This is a genomic window from Vibrio nitrifigilis (assembly GCF_015686695.1).
In the GTDB taxonomy this organism is placed as follows: Bacteria; Pseudomonadota; Gammaproteobacteria; order Enterobacterales; family Vibrionaceae; genus Vibrio; species Vibrio nitrifigilis.
This window is the reverse complement of sequence record NZ_JADPMR010000001.1, coordinates 363,870-384,444: the sequence shown is the minus strand read 5'-3', so window position 1 is coordinate 384,444 and position 20,575 is coordinate 363,870. Positions and strand designations below refer to the sequence as shown.

The window sequence follows — 20,575 nt, the reverse complement described above, 5'->3', positions numbered from 1 at the left end:
TATTGCATATTATTAATGAAAAACTGATTATAGCTCAAATCCTCATAATCCAACTGAGAACGCCTTCGACACATTGACTCCTCATAATCAAGTATTAGCTATGACAAGTTTCGGGGCACATTCGTGCCAGCCAAGATCAAACTGTCACGTCTCTGAATAGATTCATTTAAGCTGGCTGTCCCATCAGTACGGAGCTGAAAAGATGAGTGTTATATTTTTCAGCAAATTATATTGGATAGTGTTCTTCTTCATATGCTTAAACAAAAGAAGCTAGTTGTTTAATATCATTAATTTCGGGCGTACTGGGCAAAGGCGTATTCATCTAACTGCTTGTTGTAAAAGTACTAACTTCGGATTAATTTAAGTCAACATCCATAAAATTAAGGATTTAGTATGAAGGTTTACCTTGATGATGAACGGTCAACTCCGAAAGGATGGCATCGGGTTTACTGGCCTGAAGAAGCTATCGCCTTGCTACAGCAAGGAAAGGTGACTGAAGTCAGCCTAGATCATGATCTAGGAGATGATGCTCATGGTACTGGCTATGATGTGGTTTTGTGGATTGAAGAGGCGGTTGCAACACAAGGTTTTCAACCACCGGTTATACGGGTTCATAGCGCTAATTCATCAGCAAGACAGAAAATGGAATCTGGAATATCTAATATCAAACGGTTAAGTATGTTGGGTTGAATCTCGAGAGAAAAATACAAGCCATTTTCGTTTATCTATATGATTTGAATTATGTATATAGCTGAGTTTACATAAAAAACTGCTGCAACTTTCACCCCAAACGATACCAGCTGTATTTTGTATGTATCAGCAATCGTTTGCTCAACTTCTTGCAGTTCAATCTCTGTGCGCTTTTCTTGATATAACAAAATGCCATCAAGTACCTTTTTAGCGGTTCCTGATTTCCACTGTTCGTACAACTTTAGTCTTTCAAGAGAAGGGAAATCATCAACGTTATTTCTGCTTTTGATAGAAGCAGCTATCTGGTCTATAGTGTGTCTCTTTTTCAAAAGCATCGGTATTGCCCCAGTCAGTTAATTAATAGTCCGCTGATTCCAAGCCGCGTATTTTAGAAATCAGTTCATTAGTAACGCCCTTTCCAAGCTCTGAACGTAAGTAACGATCCGGATAATGTTGTAATAGCTCTTCAGAGCCGACATCACCACAGACGTACCATTGGGCGTTTAGACTGTGAGCATGGGCTAACATCTGACGGACTGAATTGTTGTCGTCCATATGCGTTCTGAAGGGCAATTCAGTCTCAGGGGCTAATTCATCGCCAGTAAACACACCATGTTCAATAAGATATTCTCGGTCGTAGCAGCTCCCCAAAGGGTAAAGTAATAGCCCTGATTCTAACGCTGCATCTCTTAGATTGCCGATAGCTTGAGAATCCGGTTCTACCATTTCTAAAAGTGTCTTTGTTCGAGTATTAAACCATTCTTTATACTTGGTATGTACACTTGCATTACGGTGAAAATATTCATTCGAATAGAACAAACTAAGCATGTCGAAATATAAAATCTTCATTGATACCCTCTAATTCACATCAGGCATAGTTGAAGTGGTGCTTCATGAAAAAATCCAGATAACACCCTCTTTCCAATGCTCTTTCTTCAATTTGCTGCCATAACATTGGTAAATAGGTTTTAAGAACCTCCGCATCCGATTGGTGGTATTCATCCACACAGTCTCCAGTTGCGGCTTTTAGCCACTCTGCGGGGGTTAAAATAGTGAGTCCTGGATGAAAATACTCAGGAATCGATGCGCGTATTGATTTTTCGCTACCGCTAGCAACATAAATCGTTACGCCTTCACCCGTCGCATAATAATGGCTAACACCAATGTAGAACATATCAACTCCTTAGAAGCATATTGCTTGATGAAATATCATCGCCGATTATAAAAACGCTGAAACTACACGTTCACGAAATCGTCCCAACCAAATTTCATCAAAAATATCGTCAGCCCCACGACCTGATGAGATAGATTTGGATTGAATTCCCCAATCTAACTGGCTATATCCTTTGATAATTTTTGCGGGCACAGATTCAACTTCACCGCATTGATTTGTTGCTTGTAACTCTGGGATATACTCTTCTTTACCAATTTTGGCAAAGAGACAGGTTTCAGGAATGTCATGCTCTATACGCTCCGCATATTCAATTAAATTCTGCTCTGCAAACGTATAAAGCCAGGCTTGCTGATTTGGACTATCGTTGACTCGCAATATCCGGCCAAGCACTTGTCTAAAGTAAAGTTCTGTTTTTACAGCGCTAATATGACAACACACTTGTAGACGGGGAATATCAGTACCTTCGCTTATCATACCGACACTCACAATCCATTGGGTCGTTCCTGTTTGATAAGCCTTAATTTCAGATTGAGGATCATCATGATGGTAGGTTACTAACGTTGCTGACTGACCAAATTTTTCAGTCAATATTTTTTGTACTTGTTTTGCATGTTTCACCGATGACGCAACAACAAGACCTCCTGCATTAAAAGACTCTTTCCGGATTTCATTAAGTTTCTGGCATCCTAAGCCGAGGACATACTCCATTGCTTGAGTATTATGAATTACATCCTGATACGACGTCTTTGATTGCTTAAGGAGCTCAAGAATAGAAGCAAATGATTTTTTCTCAGAACCTTCTAAAATCGTCAAATGTTCATTATCAACCAAAACTAATTTCGGCTTACGGCAGACATTGTCTGCTATAGCTTGGGCTAAACCATACTAATAATCACAAAATAGCTTGCCTTCCGGATCACTATATTCAGCCAAAACAATCGGAAATTTATCTGAACGCCAGGGTGTTCCCGACAGAGCTAACGTATAGGTAGCAACACCTTGTATACGAGCCAATATTTGTTGTCCCCAAATGTTGGCTCTGTCTAGCTCATCACCGGAACAATGGTGAATCTCATCAAACACGACAAGAACTCTATATTTTTCAATGGTTCGCCAAAAGTCATCGCCTAAATACTGGATTGACTGATAAGTAAGTGACTGACCTATTGAGCCTAGACTTCCGTTAAATGGACAATTGATGATTATCGAAAACGTAGCCCTCATGCCATCAGCTACAGCAACAGAAGGTGAAAAGCAAAGAATGAGATCAATCATCCCCTTATCGAGTAATGTCTTAGCCAGTGTGGCTGACATGATGCTTTTACCAGCTCCTGGTGTCGCCTGACAGAAGAAATGGTTAGAACCAGATTCGTATTTTTCCAACGCTTGAGCAACACATTCTGCTTGCCATTTCCTTAACATACTATGCTCTCTCATGTGACAACGAATTCAACATATTCGTAATTGCATTAATGTTGCCCATAAACAAAGCTGCTTTTTCGTTAGCGGCAACGTTCAGACGTTCAAGAAGCTGAAATTGTTCGGGATATTGTTCTTTTAACGTTTTGTACTTATCTATCTCACCCAAAGTAACTTCCAGTTCTCCCTTTAATCTGTTGCGCTCAACCGTTAATTCTGAGTAATCGTTACTATCTTGATTTGTAACTGGTACTGTTGGGCGACTCTTTCTTACACGTGATTTAGGTTTCCGAGGCTCAAAAGAGAGTGAGTTAAACTCGTCCGTTTTGAAGTATCGTTTTTCTCTACCAGAACCTTCACAGCGCAACCATCTGCTTTCTATGCACTTTAATAATTGTCGATAAACAATCTTACGAAGTTCATTGATGTCTTTAGGGCTTTCGGGGAACAAACGGGCAACATCCCGAGCCTCAACAACGGAAAACCCATCCATCCTTTTTTCTATCAACAACTTATAAATATATGCGTTTATCTTTTGAGAACGTTTCATTTACTACTCGAACAATACAAAAACTAAGTATTGCTTAGTATACATAAATAAGTAAAACTAAGACAATCTTAGTATTGATGAGTAAAACAAGTATGAAACATAAGTGTCAACAGACAACCCAATCCCAAAGCGTCTCAAAGAAGCCCGTAAGAAAATGAAGATCTCCCAAAAGAACTTGGGGATTAGTATCGGTATGGAATCTGGTACAGCGAGTGCGCGAATGAACCAATATGAAAAGGGAGTGCACACTCCTGATGTTCGGACACTCAAACTGCTGGCTAAAGAGCTAGGAGTTCCTTTGAACTATTTTTTTTGTGAGGATGACTCAACTGCCGAGATAGCAACTGCGATTTCAAAATTATCCGAAGAGCAAAGAAATCAAGTAATTGAATTCATTAACAGTCTTCAAGAAAGAGATAAATAAATCTGAAGATAACCATTATGAATTGGTGCAATTGCGTGTTTTAGTAGGCTGAATATTTCTATAGTTTTACACCGTCCCATCAGCATAAAACTGGACAGAAATAAGTTAGAAAATTTTGTCTTTAAAAATTATCTAACAAAATTGCGCCTCCCCATTATGAGTAAAAAATCAATATCCTAGCATTTTTATTGGTTCATTTTTCCTTGTATTCATTAATTAAAATGAGAAAGTGTTCCTATCCCTACTTCGATCATCATACTTAATTAGATAGCTAGTTCAGGGCTTCAGGCAAGAACTTAAGATATAATGATCGGGACAACCATCTCGATCAAAGTTAACAATTTCAAACCCAGCATCTTTCACTTCTTGTATCGCCATTTCGGGGGTCACACGCGCATTTGAGCCTTTAAAATCCACGATCACTACGCGGGCCTCTGGTGTAATTTGTTCTTTCAATTTAGCAAGGAATGTCGCTCTATCTCTGATAAATCGATAGCTATTAGCGAGAAACACGGTGTCCACACCTTCTGGAATATTAGGATTATCGGCGGTGCATGATCGACAGCTAATTCGAGGCTCTTCGGTAAATCTACTTTCTAAATAAGCAACCATATTAGCTTCGAGATCGATAGCGTATATATGACCAACGTCGGTTCTCGACACAAATTGCTGGCAAAAGTAACCCGTTCCAGCGCCAACATCTGCGATCACCTCATTCTGCTTAATATCCAGTGTTGCCAGAATATGGTCCGTATTTTGCCATTGCTGTCGGTTCTCACCGTCAAATATAAAGGCTAATTTCTCAGGCTCAGCAAAACTTACCATTTTTTTTCTCTCTATTCGTGTGTACATACCCAAGCAAATTCAAAGAGTGAAACTCAGGTCTTGAAGTCACTTGGGTCTTTATAATCAATACGGAATTACCCCGGCGTCCCAAGGCTCGGCTGGAAAATCGAATGTACTAAAAACCTCCGGTCCCGAATGTTTCAGCATGTATGTGTTCCTCTTTTACGCCAAGTCCGCGCAGTTCTTCAAAATACCGCTTCATAAACCCTCGAGGGCCACAGATGTAATAATCCATTCGAGTTGGATCCTCAGGCAATAAGTCATCTAACTTAAACGGCCCTGGCTGTATATCACTTTGAAAATTAGCACTTTCATCGTAAAAATAATTCACTTTCATGCCTCGGCTTGCAAAGTCATCCGTCACATCTTTAAATGCGTGTACGCGTGAATTTTTTGCACTATGTATAAAGTGCGCCTGAGATAGGGCGTTGATTCGATCAAGATGTTCGCTCATCGACATCATCGGGGTGATCCCCACTCCGCCACTGATCATTACAATGGGACGAGGTAACTGCTCTGCCAAGAAAAAGTCCCCAAATGGTGCAGAGACATCAATGACATCGCCAACTTCAACCTGTGTATGCATCAGGTTAGAAATCACACCTTGAGGCTTATCAGTAGTGTCGGATTCTCTTTTTATCGAGATTCGTAGCGTCTGTTTCCCTGGCGCCTGAGATAAACTGTATTGGCGAGGTTGATATATGCCCTTATCCTCTACATATAATCGCACGGAGACATATTGACCAGGCTTAAAATGAGGAAGGGAACCTTGATCATTGGGCTCCAGATAGAAGGAAGAAATTTCGCTACTTTCTTGTGTTTTTTTCGTTATTTTAAAAGGTCGCCAGCCTGACCAGCCAGCATTATTCGCTACGGAGTTTTGGTAGAGACCTGACTCTACGCTGATAAAAATATCGGCTAATTGTTGATATGCGGCAGCCCATGCATCAATGAGTTCATCGCTGGCAGCATCGCCTAACACTTCCTTGATCGAACCTAACAGGTGTTTACCGACAATACTATATTGTTCAGCACGGATACCAAGACTCGTGTGTTTATGTGCGATACGTTCAACTACGGGGAGCAACACAGAAGGGTTGTTAATATTGTCAGCGTATGCAAGTACAGCCATCGCTAATGCTTGTTGCTGCGCTCCCTGCGCCTGATTTGCTTGATTGAAAATGTGTTTTAGTTCGGGATTATGTGTGAGCATGCGATGGTAAAAATGCGAAGTTAAGGCAACCCCACTTTCACGTAAAACGGGAACCGTATTCGAAACTAGTGCCTTTTGCAGGTCGTTCATAATATCTCTCTTTTGATAATTGAAATTACGATCAAAAAGTAATTTCTGACTGACTAAGTCCAGTTCATTATCTGTACCCTTTTCGGATAACAGATAATTTCTATGATTATTAGAGCCGTTCATCCGCGCCTAGTAGCTTGTATGACGACGGATACTACATAGCATTAGTTATGCCATGGGATTAACTTATTGATTTATAATTAATTAGTCATCAATAAGAATTTCTAATTATCAAAAAGAGCATATTTCAAATACTCATTATGACAATAATATTGTCATAATGAGTATTTGAAAAAAGGGCTGACAACTTTTGGAGAATCCAATTCTCTTGTTGCTACTTCAGGTTCAGGCGTTTCATCAATCGATGTAAGTTGGGAGAATTAACTTTTAACTGCTTGGCTGCGGCACTAAGATTTTTATCGTTTTCCAGATAGGCTCTTTGTACAAATTGGGTCTGAAAACGCTCGACAGCCTCTTTTAGTCCCAATTCTCGGTATTCGGTCATACCACTTTCTGTCTGTGTGTCTGGTTCATAGTCAATTGGCTGTGGAGACGTTGCTTCCCCAGATAAGTAAAAATACTGTGGCAGTAATAATATTTGCTCTGACTGACTGTCAGACTTTGCTATTACAGAAGCCCTGTTTATCGCATGTTCCAGTTCACGTACATTACCAGGCCAGGTGTAAGTCTGGAGAAGACTCAATGTTGCTCCACTCAGGCTGACATTTGTGACACCGAACTTATGTGCGCATCTCTCGGCAAAAAAACCAGCGAGCAGAGTGATATCTTTATCTCGTTCTCTTAATGGCGGAACAAATATGGGGAAGACACTCAAACGGTGATACAGGTCGGCTCTGAAGTTCCCTTTTTTTACTTCTTCGTGCATTACTCGGTTGGTCGCAGCAATAATGCGCACGTTTACCTTAATATTTTTATCATCACCTACTCGTTGTATATCGCCATACTGGAGAGCCCTCAGCAATTTAGCTTGCAACGGCAGTGACAGTTCACCAATTTCATCCAGAAAAAGCGTTCCCTTATCTGCCAGCTCAAACTTACCTTTACGATGACTAATGGCTCCGGTAAAGGCCCCTTTGACATGTCCGAATAATTCACTTTCAGCAACAGACTCCGGAAGCGCAGCACAATTCAGATAAACGAGTGTATTCTCAGAACGTTTGGATTGAGCATGAAGTGCGTTGGCCACAAGTTCTTTTCCCACACCTGTTTCTCCCATAATAAGTACGGAAAGATCGGTATCGGCAACGGCATCAATTTGTGATTTTAAATCCAGCATGGCCGGAGACTGGCCAATGATTTCTCCAAGCTGAATAAATTTTCCCGACGGCCTCGTCTGATTAACATTCACACCTGAAGTTCTTTCCAATTGCTCCATCAACAGTGCGGTATTCAGGCTACTGGCGGCCAATGCACTGATAATACGCAGATCATTATCTTCAAAATTATCAAATTGAGTCGAATCAAATGCATCGATGGTCACTGCGCCGAGTAGGCGATCATCAAATAAAAGCGGCAGACCTATACAGGAGTGCACTTTGAGTTCTTCTGCATGATTAGGAATAAGGCCATCATAAGGGTCAGGCAAGTCGCTATCCGAAGGAAAACGAACTATATCACCAGCCCGTGCTATGGCTTCAAGTCTTGGGTGTTGCTCGATGTTAAAGCGACGCCCAAGTACATCAACACTCAATCCGTTTATCGCCAAAGGTACAAACTGTTGATCGCGAAAGAGCAGCAAAGCAGAAGCGTCGCATCTCAATGTATTCCTAATCGTAGAAAGCAACCGATCAAATCTGTCCTGATGAGAAATACCGGAAGTAATATCCAGAGCTACCTGAACCCACTCTTTTCCTACCTGGTCCATAACCATCACTCATTGCACCCCATAACAACTATCTAAGTAAAACTCCAATTTACCATAATGATAATTTATTTGTCAGAATGACAAAAACAAAAGCAGTATCAAAATGATAATCATAGGTAGAAAAAAGCCCTATCTAACTGTTATTTAAGCAATAAATAATGTTGGCACGCCTCATGCTCTTTGAAGACAAACATCACATTTAATTTGAGGTAAGAAAGAATGACGATACATGTAAAAAATAACATTCATTGGGTTGGTCAACGTGATTGGGAAGTTCAGGACTTTCACGGTACCGAATACAAAATAACAAAAGGCACCAGTTACAATAGTTACCTTATCCGCGAAGAGAAAACCGTATTGATCGATACTGTGGATCATCGGTTCAATCAGCAATTTATTCAAAACCTAGAAATGGAAATCGACCTTAAGTCGATAGATTTCATTGTGATTAACCACGCAGAAGAAGACCATTCTGGGGCGTTGTCAGCGTTAATGGCGAAAATCCCAAATACCCCAATCTATTGTACTGAAGCGGCAATCGATTCGATTGTTGGTCACCACCATCATCCGGAATGGAATTTCAACACGGTAAAAACAGGTGACAAGATTGATATTGGTAACGGCAAGCAACTGGTCTTTGTGGAAGCGCCAATGCTTCACTGGCCAGACAGTATGATGACTTATCTGACAGGTGATGCCGTGTTATTTAGTAATGACGCATTTGGTCAGCATTACTGCGATGAACGTTTATTTAACGATGAAGTGGACCAAAACGAGTTAATGGAACAATGCTTACGTTACTACTCAAACATCCTGACACCATTCAGTAGCCTAGTGACTGCGAAAATTAAAGAGGTTCTGAGCTTCAACCTTCCTGTCGATATGATTGCGACGTCTCACGGCACTGTTTGGCGTGATAACCCGGTGCAAATCATTGATCAGTACCTGGAGTGGGCGGGTGACTATCAAGAAGATCGTATCACCATTTTCTACGATTCTATGTCGAATAATACGCGTATGATGGCGGATGCGATTGCACAGGGTATTCATGATGTGGACCCGGGTGTTGCAGTGAAAGTCTTTAATGTTTCTAAACATGATAAGAATGAAATACTGGCCAATGTATTCCGCTCAAAAGGTATTTTGGTTGGTTCTTCGACTATGAATAATGTGATGATGCCAAAAATTGCAGGCATGCTGGAAGAAATCACCGGTCTTCGCTTCAAAGCTAAGAAAGCCGCTGCTTTTGGCAGCTACGGTTGGAACGGTGGTGCAGTAGACCGTATTCATGCGCGTTTAACTGATGCAGGATTTGAAACCGCTGTGAGTCTGAAAGCCAAATGGCGACCAGATGGTAAGGCTATGCGCGAATGCCGTGAGCATGGTCAGAATATAGCTAAGTTATGGGCAAAGAAAACACTGTTAAATTCGGTTGTTGCGCCTGTCGTTGAACAGCCTCAAGTATTTCAACCGGTTGAACAAGTAGTACCAGACGCGGTAGTCAACGATCAGCCCGGCACTCAAAGCGCACAAGCACACTCTGCTGATTGCCAATGCATGGTATGTACTGTGTGTAACTGGGTATATGATCCTGCGAAAGGTGAGCCAAATCAAGACATTGAGCCAGGAACTGTTTGGAGTGACGTTCCGGACTATTTCCTGTGCCCGGAATGTCACTTGGGTAAAGACGTATTTGTTGAATACAAGGGTTAAGGAGACTGCGATGCAAGCACCAATCGTCATTATTGGTAGTGGTTTTGCTGCTTACCAGTTAGTTAAAACTGTGCGTCGAATGGACGCACATATCCCGATTCAAGTATTTACTGCCGATGACGGAGCGGAATACAACAAACCAGACTTGAGTCATGTGTTCAGTAAAAAACAAACAGCTCTTGATTTAGTCGTGAAATACGGTGAAGAGTTCGCCCAAGAGCAGAATATTGAGCTGTTTGCCAACACTTTAATCGAAAATGTGGATACACGGGCGCAGCAAGTGATGGCAAATGGTCGTTCTTATGAGTATTCAAAATTAGTGTTTGCGACAGGAGCAAAAGCGTTTGTACCCCCTATGTCGGGTAATGCAAGTAATGAAGTTATTACGCTGAATTCATTACAAGAGTATCAATTAGCACAAGTAAAACTTAGCAGCGCGAAACGCGTATTAGTTGTAGGAGGTGGTTTGATCGGTGTTGAGATTGCCATGGATCTGGCAAGTGCGGGTAAAGCAGTGACGGTTGTTGAACCAAACCCGCACCTGTTAGCTAATCTCATCCCCGAATTCATTGCGTTACCACTAGAAAATCAGCTTAAACAGCAAGGCATTCAACTGGCGCTGGGTAATAGTGTCGCCGAGTTGAACTGTTCAGAGAACTCGTACGTTGCTACATTGACTAGTGGTCAAGTGATTGAATCAGACGTAGTGATATCTGCTGCCGGCTTACGTACAAATACCCAGTTAGCTATAGAGTCGGGAATTGAAGTAAACAAGGGCATCGCTGTTGATGCTCATCTACAGACTTCAGTTGCCAATGTTTACGCACTGGGCGATTGCGCTGAAATTCAGGGACGCCTGATGCCTTATCTTCAGCCGATCGTGTTAAGCGCCAATGTTCTGGGCAAGCAGCTATTAGGTCAAGATGCACAATTAGCACTTCCGCCTACGATGATAAAAGTGAAAACACCAAGTTATCCCATTCAGCTTGCGGGCAACTTTGACAATATTGTGCTGTGGAATGTACAGTTTTCTCAGTCTGGCATTGTGGCAAAAGCGGAAAATGAACGTAATCAAATGGCGGGTTTTATCGTAGCTGGCGAACAAATCACTCAAGCATTTTCACTGCTTCGTGAGTTGTCTCAAACGAAATAAAGCCCAGATGCTATAAGTATTAAACTGAATACGATTTAAATCAGAGAGGATATAACTATGTCACATCTACGTATTCCAAAAAATTGGACGATTCAACGCTCAACCCCTTTTTTCACTAAAGAGAATGTCCCTCAGGCACTACTTAATCATCACAATACAGCTAAAGGTGTATTTGGTCAGTTATGTGTGATGGAAGGTCAGGTGACTTACTACGGCTTTGCTGATGAAAACACCACTGAACCAGAAGCGGTCGTGGTTATTAACGCAGGACAATTTGCGACCAGCCCACCACAATATTGGCATCGAATTGAACTCAGTGATGATGCGCAGTTCAACATCAATTTCTGGTCAGAATCGAGTCAAAAACATCAACCCATGTATCACTCAAAATCTTAGTGATTATTGCCGGTTGAGCCTGACAACTAACATAACCCTATCTGTGTTTTGAAACTTACGACAACATGTTGATTACGCAATGTTGTGCTTGGAATCAGTCTCGCTCTGACAAAAACAGAGTGATTTATTTCTACTTTAGGAACAGAGCAATTTTGATCATTTAATTAATCGAATGTGTATAAGGAAAATGGCTAAAAGCATATTTATTCATTTTGAAAAATATGCTTTATCCTGTTCTAAAAGTTTGACACTGGTTGGCTGAATGATTTTGGGGCAAAAACGTTTCAGCCAGACCCAACTGAAACGAAAGTGGACAATTTTGTTTTAGCGCAAGACCAACGCCCTGTTAAGGGGTGAGCAACGCGTTATGCTGATTATGTTTACTTAAGTCCCAACCTAAGAAGCATAGGTTTCCACACCGTTTCATCATAGGGAATACCGCTAGAGAAACAACATGCTTTAGCCAAATCCGCCCTAGTTGATTCTTTCGAAAAGATGAAACGCTCTTTTTCTGCACTTAGTTTTTTAAGATGGAAGATTACCTGAGTTACATCAACTAGAAGAAGTCCTGTGTAAAAACTTATATTTTTCGAGCAGTCTCGTTCTTCAGAATTATCCATTGTGTGACTATTCAACATCCAAGAATCTTCATATTTGCCGCGCTTTTCGTTGTTTTTCACAAGGCTTGTGATTACCGGTCGTAGGCGAACTATCAGTTTCCTTTGTGCTGGAGTTACGACCTTGTCAGTGCTCGCAAGTTCGATTACAAGTGCATCAATTAATGAAAGATCCAAAAATGGCAAGCCTGAATATTGCTCCCTTAATGGCTCTTGGTATTCAACTACTAAGGTGGGGAACCAATTTTCGAGCGTCTCTGATAGATACTCAAACTCATTGTAGAAAGCTGATTCTAATCTTTTTGTTCTTTGTTTATTGTTCTTATCGGTAAATAGGTAGCTAACGAGAGCACCTACTACAGCACCAATTAGTGCGCTAACTACAGCAATAAACCATTCCATTTATCAAATTCCCATAAGCTTATAAGCAGCATAAAAGTTCTTAGGTGGAAAGTGTCCATGTGACATTGTCCGCCTAATCTCACTCCCAGTTTACCAACTAATCTTCAATCCTATGATTTATAGATAGAAAGATCAGTTTTTAATAATTCATCGTGACAAAATACCGATAATGTCTTGGTTAACAACTAAAAAGACGACATTGACGATAATTATGCAATTATACAAAAATATAGTCATTGCTAAGTTTGGATATTGATAAAAGAAATTGAGTGGATCTGATATTTCGTAAACAGAAATGGGGCATAAACGTGACAGACCAAGCTATGCCACAACCTAGCCCTTTCAATTTATGCTTTCAAGTTATGTACGTTTGTTGAGTCTTTGCGTGTTTTGGTTTTGTAGCGGTGCAACTCCCAAGTCATCTGAGCGACTTTATCCGCCATTTCCTTCAGCTCACCTTTGAACTGCTCGTTCTCAGCTCGAAGCTTTTCGTTTTTATCCAAAATCTCTTGGTACTTATCCTTTGAAACTTTTGCTTTAGCTTTATTAGCTTCAGCCTTTACAACCCCTACATTAGTTGGGTCGGTGGCGTACTTCTCTTTTTCCGCCAACACTTTCTCAAGCAGAACAATATGATTCTTCAATGAACCATTAGAAACTCCGGCTCGCCTTTCAACAGCATAAGGGCTGATTTTTTTGCCCTCTTTCAAAAGAGCCTTAAATGCATTCTCTAGTTTTGTTGCAACCGTCGCCATTACAGAGCCTCCACTCGATATTTTTCAAATTGAATGTTGTGGTCAGCCATCACTTTTTCGGCTGTTCGAATATCACTTAATTGTGTAGCTAGTGAGCTACGATTGAACATCCCCATTTCTTTCATTTTTTCTATTTTTTCAACACACCTATCTCGCCTTATCACCCAGTTCTCCGCTTCAGCTTTGTTTACGTTAAGGTTCTCACAATCCCTACCTACGCATTTAGATGGCTCAAACAAATGTCCCATGCTACATGACACACCAGAAAAACAAGTGCCGAACCCTGTAGATTTGTTTGCACCTTTTGTGTCTTCAACCAACTGATTAAACCTAGCATCACCCACTACTATAGACTCACCGCTCATGGACATCATGAAACCGCCAGATTGTTCTTCGGGATGCTCAATCATATCCTTAAGATACTCAGCGTGAGACTCTATTTCTTGCTTTTGGATCTGCTCTTTAATTTGGGCTGGGTTTTGAATACCAAGTAGAGTTAATACCTCAGAATGACTCGCATAAATAGCCGTCATTGAAAGGTGTATATGCTTAAATTGATGCTTCAACGAGGCTAGTGAAACCAATCCATGACCAACCACAAAATGAGCAAATGTCCGTCTTAACGAGTGGGTACTAAAGCGCCAGTACAGCTCTCCACGCTCATTTTTCTGTATCGGGTTAAACTTCTCGTGAACGATGGGATTTAACAGGTTAAAAACCTCATCCATCTCTTCTGGAAGGTAACGAATATCGATATGAAGGCTGTAAAAATAGAATAGCTTACGTAAGTTCTGAGTATAGAGTTGAATATCTTTTAACTGACGATTAATAATATCGCCTGTCCATCCACTTCCTTGACCTTTGAATGAAAAGCGTGGGGATAGATGAATATCACCGGAGATGGAGCGATACTTATCATTTAACACTGTTAATATTAATAACGCTTTCTCACAGATTGGCGCACACGCCCATGTATCCTCACGACTTAGCTTTTCCAACTTATCCGTCCAAGAGCGCATTGTGCAAAACTTCACCCCATCAATGTCAATCTCTTTGTATGAGTCACCATCAATCTGGGTTAATTCACTCACCCTCATTCCAGTGAATGCCGAACAAGCGCCAAAACACGCCCCTTCAATCATTCTAAAAGCACCTGTGGCTTGATTTTCAGTCATCCCTTTTGATTGGGCATACGCTTTTACATCTAACAAGACATTATCTTTTTTATAGACATCGATAACGCCTCTATGGGCCTTATTGCGATAGGTAGACTCAACCTCGAACTTAGCTTTATCTCGATAGTCATCAAGCACCTCTTGAGGGGAAATGCCTTTGTTTTTTGCTTTTTTCTCAACCTCAATATCGAGAATAAGTTCCTGATATAGAGTCTCGATTTCTTGTTCGATATCATTTTCAGACAGTAATGAACGATACTTTGCTTCCACATCCGCTTCGAGGGTACGCCCGCCTATGAAATCTCGGTAGGCAGACTCCACATCCTGAATTAAACGGCAAAGATATTGCTCATAAATAACAGGGATGACTGTAGGATAATTCCCTTTACCATAAGCGGCATATTTCTTGGCAACCTTTCTTGCGCTCTCGCCTTCTTGGTAGGGGATTTTAAACCTAGCGTTCTCAGGGAAGTGTAGGTTAACCTGTGTGAGTACATTGAGAGCGTCCAGTTTTTTGATAATACTTTCTTCACTCCCCCCACGTAGTGACTCTTTGAATTGCGAAAATACAATGTCATTTGAAATATAAGAAAAAGCGTTGATAGACGTATTAGCAAACACTCTCAGTAGTACGTCAACCCTTGTCTGTATATCCTTAATCTGCCCTACCTTCCTAAAGGTTTTCCCCTCAATACTCAGCAAAGTTTTTTTACCCCCCCATATCAACCAATAAATTCTCTGCTTAAACTCTAATAACAGTTTAGGGTTATGCTTTTGAGCTCGGAACGTTAGAGTGTAGGTCGATTTTTTTTCTTTCTTGGTGTTGAACAGGTCATTAAAATCCCAAACATCATCCTCAAAGTAAGAGGCAGGACTGCCGTCCCGCTTTACGCTGACTACAGTTCTCTCTGTCGGTACGGGGTAAACTTCATTGTTAGGCAAAGCGTATTTTTCAAACAGCGCGTGGGCATGGCTAATGCTGAACATACTTACCCCTTAAAAATATCTTGAATAGAATCTTCATCCCACAGAGGGTGGCAACCTTGCCGCTCTAGGTATTTTTCCGCTGCCTTGAGGTTTCTTTTCTTGAAGCGTTTCTTTATATCCCGAATCGCTGACTTCACCTCGCTGAAATTCTTGATGAAGTGGTCAAGGCTTTTATGGGCTACTACCGCCTCATTGAGACGAAACTCAAACGACAGCAAACGCCAAATGTCATGAACCTCATCAACAACAGCAAAATTTCGGCATATGAAGCACTTGATAACATAACCACAAGCGGTATTTTTCACATCGTCATCATCTAACAATCCCGTTTCTAGATTGCTTTTTTGGAACTCACGTTTTTGCGGAACATCTTCACCTTTACATACCCCTCCGTTAGCAATATCGTCCACAGGTACGCTAGAAGACGCTCTAAGCACATCGACTTCTTCGCTAGACAGAACTTCACAATGCTGTGCTTTCGTTGTGGCTATTGCTGCTGTAACACCTCCTGTTGGGTTACAACCCAAGGCAAAGAGTGTGGCAGTTCCAAAAGCCAATTCACGATGTGCGACTGCTTTTGAGTTCTTGCTGTAATCTGAATTATTCCATGTACTTTCAGATAAGTTACGACTGCTCTCCATCGCCTCTTGTCGCCCGAGCTTTTCCTCTGCGTACTGCTTAATGGATGACTTCAAACGCTCACAGGTTAAGGAAAAATCTGGATTTGCCGCTTTCATTGTTTGCAGTAAAACGGAGCGTCTCATTAGACTTGCAATGTAGATATGGAGATTTTCAGCCCTTGGCTTCTTACCATCGCGTCGTCTAAAGAGATAATGCTTATCCAGCCCCACATAAACAGCGTTCAGCTTCGACAACTCGAAGTGTTCTTCAAAAAAGGTTTTAGACACCGCCCTTGGGGTAAATGAACGAGACTCTTCTTTGTAGCCACGGGTTTTCAAGCCTTTTACCGAAATTCGCTTGCCGCCTGCCTTATCAACACTCCAACCATCTTCCACGACAAAGGTATTCAGCGCCTCTGTTTGTCCCGCTGCGGTGTAATACACATAGAGGAACACCGCATTGTAGATAAGACGATTAAATACAATTGTTCGCTTACCTTCGCTGATAGCCTCATTCAAATACTCTTTGTAGAGCAACTTTCTATCCGACAATAGCGCACGAGCGATACGTTTTAACTCTTTCTTGTTGTAGTTATTGGAATCTAACGATGCACTCACGGTATCAAGGTTTCGAGCCGCTTTAGGAATTTGACCAAAACCAAACTTCTTTAGGATTGAGTTAAAGCTTGAAGCTCGCCATCCCAAAGTGCTGGCTTTTATCGGCTTGCCATGCAGTCCGACACCTGTTGTTCTTTGAGACAGCCATGAAGCCTGAATATAGTTCACACACGTTTCTGCTGAGAACTCAGCCTTGTTCGCCTTCTGTTGGGATTGGCTGTTGAAGTTATGCTTTAAAATATCACCAATAAACTTAAAGTTAGTTACCTTAGTCGCCTCTGCCCAACCTGATTGTTCAAACTTAGAAATCAGCAGAGAAACATGCCCCTTAGTGCTATATTGCAGCCAATCTTTGAAGTCACATGTGTAGTTCACTCCAGAACCTGCTACCCAGATATATTTCCATTGATGAATTTTGGACAGTGGGTTGTCTGATTGCATTTCATCGTTCGGAATAGAGCGATAGGTACGAACATTATCAGGCTTATCTGAGTCAAAGTTCTCCGTCATATGATGTGTTCCTCTTCCAATAATGCCATCATTAACTCAGGCACTTGGTTCTTGGTTGGGTTGCCTTCCCAATGCGTTAAATAACGCATGGTCACAGATAAGTCCTTATGTCCAAGTTCATCTTTCAGTAGTTTCAGTGCCTGTGTCGTGCTCAATTCAGGTATATTGAGCAAGAGGTCGAGCTTATTAGCCGCATAGGTCGCTCTCGTATCATGGAAATCGTGGTCGAAGTGAGGGTTACAGTTTTCCTTAATCGCATTTCTTAACCGCCCCCAAAGCGTATCAATGGAATTTGACCGTTGCCCCTGTTCTTTGAAACGATTCCCTTCCTTTGTGATAAATACGGGCGCATCTTCATCACCTGTATTGAAAAAGTAGAGCCGTTTACGCTCCTTGTACCGCTCACTTTCACAGTATTGAGTTACTTGCTCCATTAACCAAATAGGCATCGAAATCGTGCGGTCTTTACTGTATTTGGTATAACAACCATGAGAAGGGCCAATATTGATATCTGTGTAAGTTTTACCCTTAAAGCCCTCGGGAACTTTGAAGTGGCGAGGTTTTATATCAGCAACCTCAATCGCTCTTAGACCAGAATTAATTGCAGTCGCTACCAACAACCGAAACTCGCCTGAAATTCCTGCTCGATGCCAGTTATCTCGAATATGCTTGATGTCCAAGTCATTCATAGGGGTAAGGTCGGTCTCTTGCTTAGGACTCTTAATGGTGATGTCCGTCAGCATTTGACCGTATTTATTATGACCATGCACCTCAAATGGAAGATTTTCCACATAACCGTGGCGCAAGCAAAATAAATAGAATCTTCGAATAACAGATAAAGTCGATGCCCCAACACTTCGGCGCATGTTTCCTTTAGCAATCTGTTTATCTAAATAGTTTCTGAAGAGATAAATGGGATAACGCTCAAGCTCTTTATTTTCATCATTCCAATTGAGGTTGTTCTTCCCTAAAAAACGAAAAAAGCGAAGCAGAGCATACGAAGTTGGCTTCGTATCTTTAACCCCTTCGACAATGCGACGACTCATAATAAACGCATTGGCATAGAACTCTGGCTCACCGCAAGAGGAAAACAACAGATTAATGCCGTCAAAGCGCATAGGTTTATTCACAGTGAAGTCTAATGAGTCCGGTGAAGCACCTAACTCAATATCACCAATTTCTATTGATCTACTTGTTGCTACAAGGTGGTAAAAGTGTTCCATACAATACCCAATCAAATAATCTAAATTAAAGTTAGACTATCAATCTAAGTTAATCAAATAAAAACATAGATACTGTTACCTATATCAAACAACTATTTAGATATGTTGGCTGTAAAGAAGACCTGAACCAGACCTTTCCTTACTTCCTGATACCATTCCTGAATTGTTGCGTCGCTTGTATTTGAACCGCGGTGTTCAAAGTGAAGAGCAACTCGAAAAAAGTGCGCGTGGCCTGCAATCCTATCAAAAGCTTTATGGCATAGATAAGGCGGTAGAACTGCTTTTTGCTGCTATTGAAGAGCAAAAACGCATTATTGTGGTCGGTGATTTTGATGCTGATGGCGCAACCAGTTCGGCATTATCAGTGCTTGCCTTAAGAATGTTAGGCAGCCGCAACGTCGATTATCTGGTTCCAAACCGCTTTGAAGATGGTTATGGCCTTAGCCCTGAAGTGGTTGAACAAGCTCAGCAGCTTGGTGCCGAAATGATCATGACCGTGGACAACGGTGTTTCATCTATTTCAGGGGTGAAAGTAGCCAAAGAGAATGGGTTAACGGTTTTAGTCACCGATCACCACTTGCCTGGTCAAGAGCTCCCTGAAGCCGATGCTATCGTCAACCCTAATCTACAAGAGTGTCACTTCCCATCCAAAGCGCTTGCTGGTGTTGGCGTCGCTTTCTATCTGATGATGGCACTATGCGTATATATGCGCAAAAAAAACTGGTTTGTACGTCAGGGCATGCAAGAACCTAAATTGATGGAATTGATCGATCTGGTTGCCTTAGGAACAGTCGCTGATGTGGTTCCTTTAGATGACAATAATCGAATTTTGGTCCATCAAGGTTTACAGAGAATTCGGGCGGGTAAAGCCAGGCCGGGTATACAAGCGCTGATTGAAGTGGCCAAGCGAGATGCGCGCCGTTTAGTTGCTGCTGATTTTGGTTTCGCTCTTGGCCCACGCATTAATGCCGCTGGACGCCTAGACGATATGTCGTTTGGGGTTGAGCTCTTGATGAGTAACAATATCCATGCTGCACGTCGTATGGCCAATGAATTAGACGGACTCAATCAAACCCGCAAAGAGATTGAAGAGGGCATGAAGCAAGAAGCGATGGCTTTTTGTGAAAGATTGCAGTTAGGTGGTGATAAAGTATTGCCTCATGGTTTGGTGTTATTTCAGCGAGATTGGCACCAAGGTGTGATTGGTATTTTAGCGTCACGAATCAAAGAGCAATTTCACCGCCCTGTGATCGCTTTTGCTGATGGTGGCGAAGGCACGATCAAGGGGTCGTGTCGCTCTATTCCGGGTTTGCACATGCGTGATACGTTAGATCGTATTGATAAGCAGGCTCCAGGTATGATTTTGAAATTTGGTGGCCATGCGATGGCTGCGGGTTTGACTATTGTTGAAAGCGAATTCGAGCGCTTTTCTACTTTGTTTGATCAAGCAGTACAGCAAGAACTGGACGACAGCTTATTAAAAGGCGTTGTGCTTAGTGACGGAGAGCTACTACCGGAACAGTTTTCCATGCATGTTGCTGAATTGATTCGTGCTGGTGGACCGTGGGGGCAAGCATTCCCTGAACCTATTTTTGATGGTGAGTTTAAAGTGCTTCATCAAAAGTTAGTCGGTGAAAAACACCTTAAGCTTATGTTGGAGCCTTTGTACAAAGGGCACCCGACGAACATCATGATTGATGGTATTGCCTTCAATATTGATTTACGTCGCTGGCCTGATGCATCAGTAAAAGTTGTGCGTTTAGCCTATCGGCTTGATATTAACGAATTTCGTGGTAATCAATCACTACAACTTATGGTTGAGTACATTGAACCGAAATAGAGCGTTAAGTTCTGTGTGTACAAAAAAGAGCAACTTTTTTAAGTTGCTCTTTTTTATTTGTTTTTATTTTTTCACCACACTTTTTCAAGGGATTAACAATTATTGTGCATTTAAATAGGTTTGAGAGTGAGGGTGTATAAAAATTGTAATTGGTCTTACCAATTTAATAATCAATTAAGAAATGATTTGTTACCAAAGTGTTGAGTGGTTCTCTGAACAATGATTTTGGTCAATTTTTGGCTGGACACTTACGTTGAATTTATGTTAATTTGCCC

At 41.4% G+C, this 20,575-nt stretch carries 17 protein-coding genes and 2 pseudogenes; 6 read left to right on the top strand and 13 right to left on the bottom strand.

The window, feature by feature from the left end; genetic code table 11:
- The first annotated feature begins 393 nt into the window (after positions 1–393).
- Complete coding sequence (locus I1A42_RS01695; protein ID WP_196122495.1) at positions 394–690, top strand: cyclic-phosphate processing receiver domain-containing protein; 297 nt, start codon at positions 394–396, stop codon at positions 688–690.
- A gap of 35 nt (positions 691–725) precedes the next feature.
- Here the strand turns inward: I1A42_RS01695 and I1A42_RS01690 are convergent, their stop codons facing one another.
- The 5 genes and pseudogenes from I1A42_RS01690 to I1A42_RS01670 all read right to left on the bottom strand — a co-directional run bounded on the left by I1A42_RS01690 (position 726) and on the right by I1A42_RS01670 (position 3,833).
- Positions 726–1,025 (bottom strand): hypothetical protein, encoded by a 300-nt coding sequence (locus tag I1A42_RS01690; RefSeq protein ID WP_196122493.1) that lies wholly within the window; start codon positions 1,023–1,025, stop codon positions 726–728.
- 22 nt (positions 1,026–1,047) lie between these two features.
- Positions 1,048–1,539, bottom strand: a complete 492-nt coding sequence (locus I1A42_RS01685) for a hypothetical protein (protein WP_196122491.1) — start codon at positions 1,537–1,539, stop codon at positions 1,048–1,050.
- A 19-nt stretch (positions 1,540–1,558) separates the two neighbouring features.
- Complete coding sequence (locus tag I1A42_RS01680; RefSeq protein WP_196122489.1) at positions 1,559–1,864, bottom strand: hypothetical protein; 306 nt, start codon at positions 1,862–1,864, stop codon at positions 1,559–1,561.
- A gap of 45 nt (positions 1,865–1,909) precedes the next feature.
- Positions 1,910–3,286: pseudogene (locus I1A42_RS01675) on the bottom strand (DEAD/DEAH box helicase).
- Between the two features lies 1 nt (position 3,287).
- Positions 3,288–3,833, bottom strand: coding sequence for a hypothetical protein (locus I1A42_RS01670; RefSeq protein ID WP_196122487.1), 546 nt, complete (start codon positions 3,831–3,833; stop codon positions 3,288–3,290).
- Positions 3,834–3,936: 103 nt separating this feature from the next.
- Here I1A42_RS01670 and I1A42_RS01665 point away from each other — a divergent pair, with 103 nt between their 5' ends.
- A complete protein-coding gene (locus I1A42_RS01665) occupies positions 3,937–4,257 on the top strand; it encodes a helix-turn-helix domain-containing protein (RefSeq protein WP_196122485.1) in 321 nt (106 codons plus the stop codon).
- Between the two features lie 276 nt (positions 4,258–4,533).
- Here I1A42_RS01665 and I1A42_RS01660 read toward each other — a convergent pair whose 3' ends face one another.
- The 3 genes from I1A42_RS01660 to norR form a co-directional block, all read right to left on the bottom strand.
- Positions 4,534–5,082 carry a class I SAM-dependent methyltransferase gene (locus tag I1A42_RS01660; protein ID WP_230389327.1) on the bottom strand — a complete coding sequence of 183 codons (549 nt, stop codon included), beginning with the start codon at positions 5,080–5,082 and terminating at the stop codon, positions 4,534–4,536.
- A 136-nt stretch (positions 5,083–5,218) separates the two neighbouring features.
- Complete coding sequence (gene hmpA / locus I1A42_RS01655; protein ID WP_230389326.1) at positions 5,219–6,406, bottom strand: NO-inducible flavohemoprotein; 1,188 nt, start codon at positions 6,404–6,406, stop codon at positions 5,219–5,221.
- A 334-nt stretch (positions 6,407–6,740) separates the two neighbouring features.
- Complete coding sequence (gene norR / locus I1A42_RS01650; protein ID WP_196122481.1) at positions 6,741–8,291, bottom strand: nitric oxide reductase transcriptional regulator NorR; 1,551 nt, start codon at positions 8,289–8,291, stop codon at positions 6,741–6,743.
- Between the two features lie 219 nt (positions 8,292–8,510).
- On the opposite strand from norR, the gene norV reads away from it, so the two are divergent.
- Genes norV through I1A42_RS01635 form a run of 3 tightly spaced genes read left to right on the top strand, consistent with a single transcriptional unit; the run spans position 8,511 to position 11,553 of the window.
- Complete coding sequence (gene norV, locus I1A42_RS01645) at positions 8,511–10,004, top strand: anaerobic nitric oxide reductase flavorubredoxin (RefSeq protein WP_196122479.1); 1,494 nt, start codon at positions 8,511–8,513, stop codon at positions 10,002–10,004.
- A gap of 10 nt (positions 10,005–10,014) precedes the next feature.
- On the top strand, positions 10,015–11,157 hold the full coding sequence (gene norW / locus I1A42_RS01640) for an NADH:flavorubredoxin reductase NorW (RefSeq protein WP_123016459.1): 1,143 nt from the start codon (positions 10,015–10,017) through the stop codon (positions 11,155–11,157).
- A 57-nt stretch (positions 11,158–11,214) separates the two neighbouring features.
- Positions 11,215–11,553, top strand: a complete 339-nt coding sequence (locus I1A42_RS01635) for a DUF1971 domain-containing protein (protein WP_123016460.1) — start codon at positions 11,215–11,217, stop codon at positions 11,551–11,553.
- Between the two features lie 380 nt (positions 11,554–11,933).
- On the opposite strand, the gene I1A42_RS01630 is transcribed toward I1A42_RS01635, so the two are convergent.
- The 5 genes from I1A42_RS01630 to I1A42_RS01610 form a co-directional block, all read right to left on the bottom strand.
- Entirely contained in the window at positions 11,934–12,572 is a 639-nt protein-coding gene (locus I1A42_RS01630) for a hypothetical protein (protein ID WP_196122477.1), read from the bottom strand.
- Positions 12,573–12,919: 347 nt separating this feature from the next.
- The gene (locus I1A42_RS01625) at positions 12,920–13,327 is read right to left on the bottom strand and encodes a hypothetical protein (RefSeq protein ID WP_196122475.1); all 408 of its coding nucleotides are present in this window, start codon (positions 13,325–13,327) and stop codon (positions 12,920–12,922) included.
- Positions 13,327–15,489 carry a site-specific integrase gene (locus I1A42_RS01620; RefSeq protein ID WP_196122473.1) on the bottom strand — a complete coding sequence of 721 codons (2,163 nt, stop codon included), beginning with the start codon at positions 15,487–15,489 and terminating at the stop codon, positions 13,327–13,329. Before I1A42_RS01620 ends, I1A42_RS01625 begins: the two co-directional genes overlap by 1 nt.
- 2 nt (positions 15,490–15,491) lie before the next feature.
- Complete coding sequence (locus I1A42_RS01615; RefSeq protein ID WP_196122472.1) at positions 15,492–17,237, bottom strand: hypothetical protein; 1,746 nt, start codon at positions 17,235–17,237, stop codon at positions 15,492–15,494.
- A complete protein-coding gene (locus I1A42_RS01610; RefSeq protein WP_196122469.1) occupies positions 17,234–18,460 on the bottom strand; it encodes a site-specific integrase in 1,227 nt (408 codons plus the stop codon). The genes I1A42_RS01615 and I1A42_RS01610 overlap by 4 nt, the downstream gene beginning before the upstream one ends.
- 115 nt (positions 18,461–18,575) lie before the next feature.
- On the opposite strand from I1A42_RS01610, the pseudogene recJ reads away from it, so the two are divergent.
- Positions 18,576–20,300, top strand: a pseudogene (gene recJ, locus I1A42_RS01605) (single-stranded-DNA-specific exonuclease RecJ); the annotation flags it as partial.
- Between the last annotated feature and the right edge of the window lie 275 nt (positions 20,301–20,575).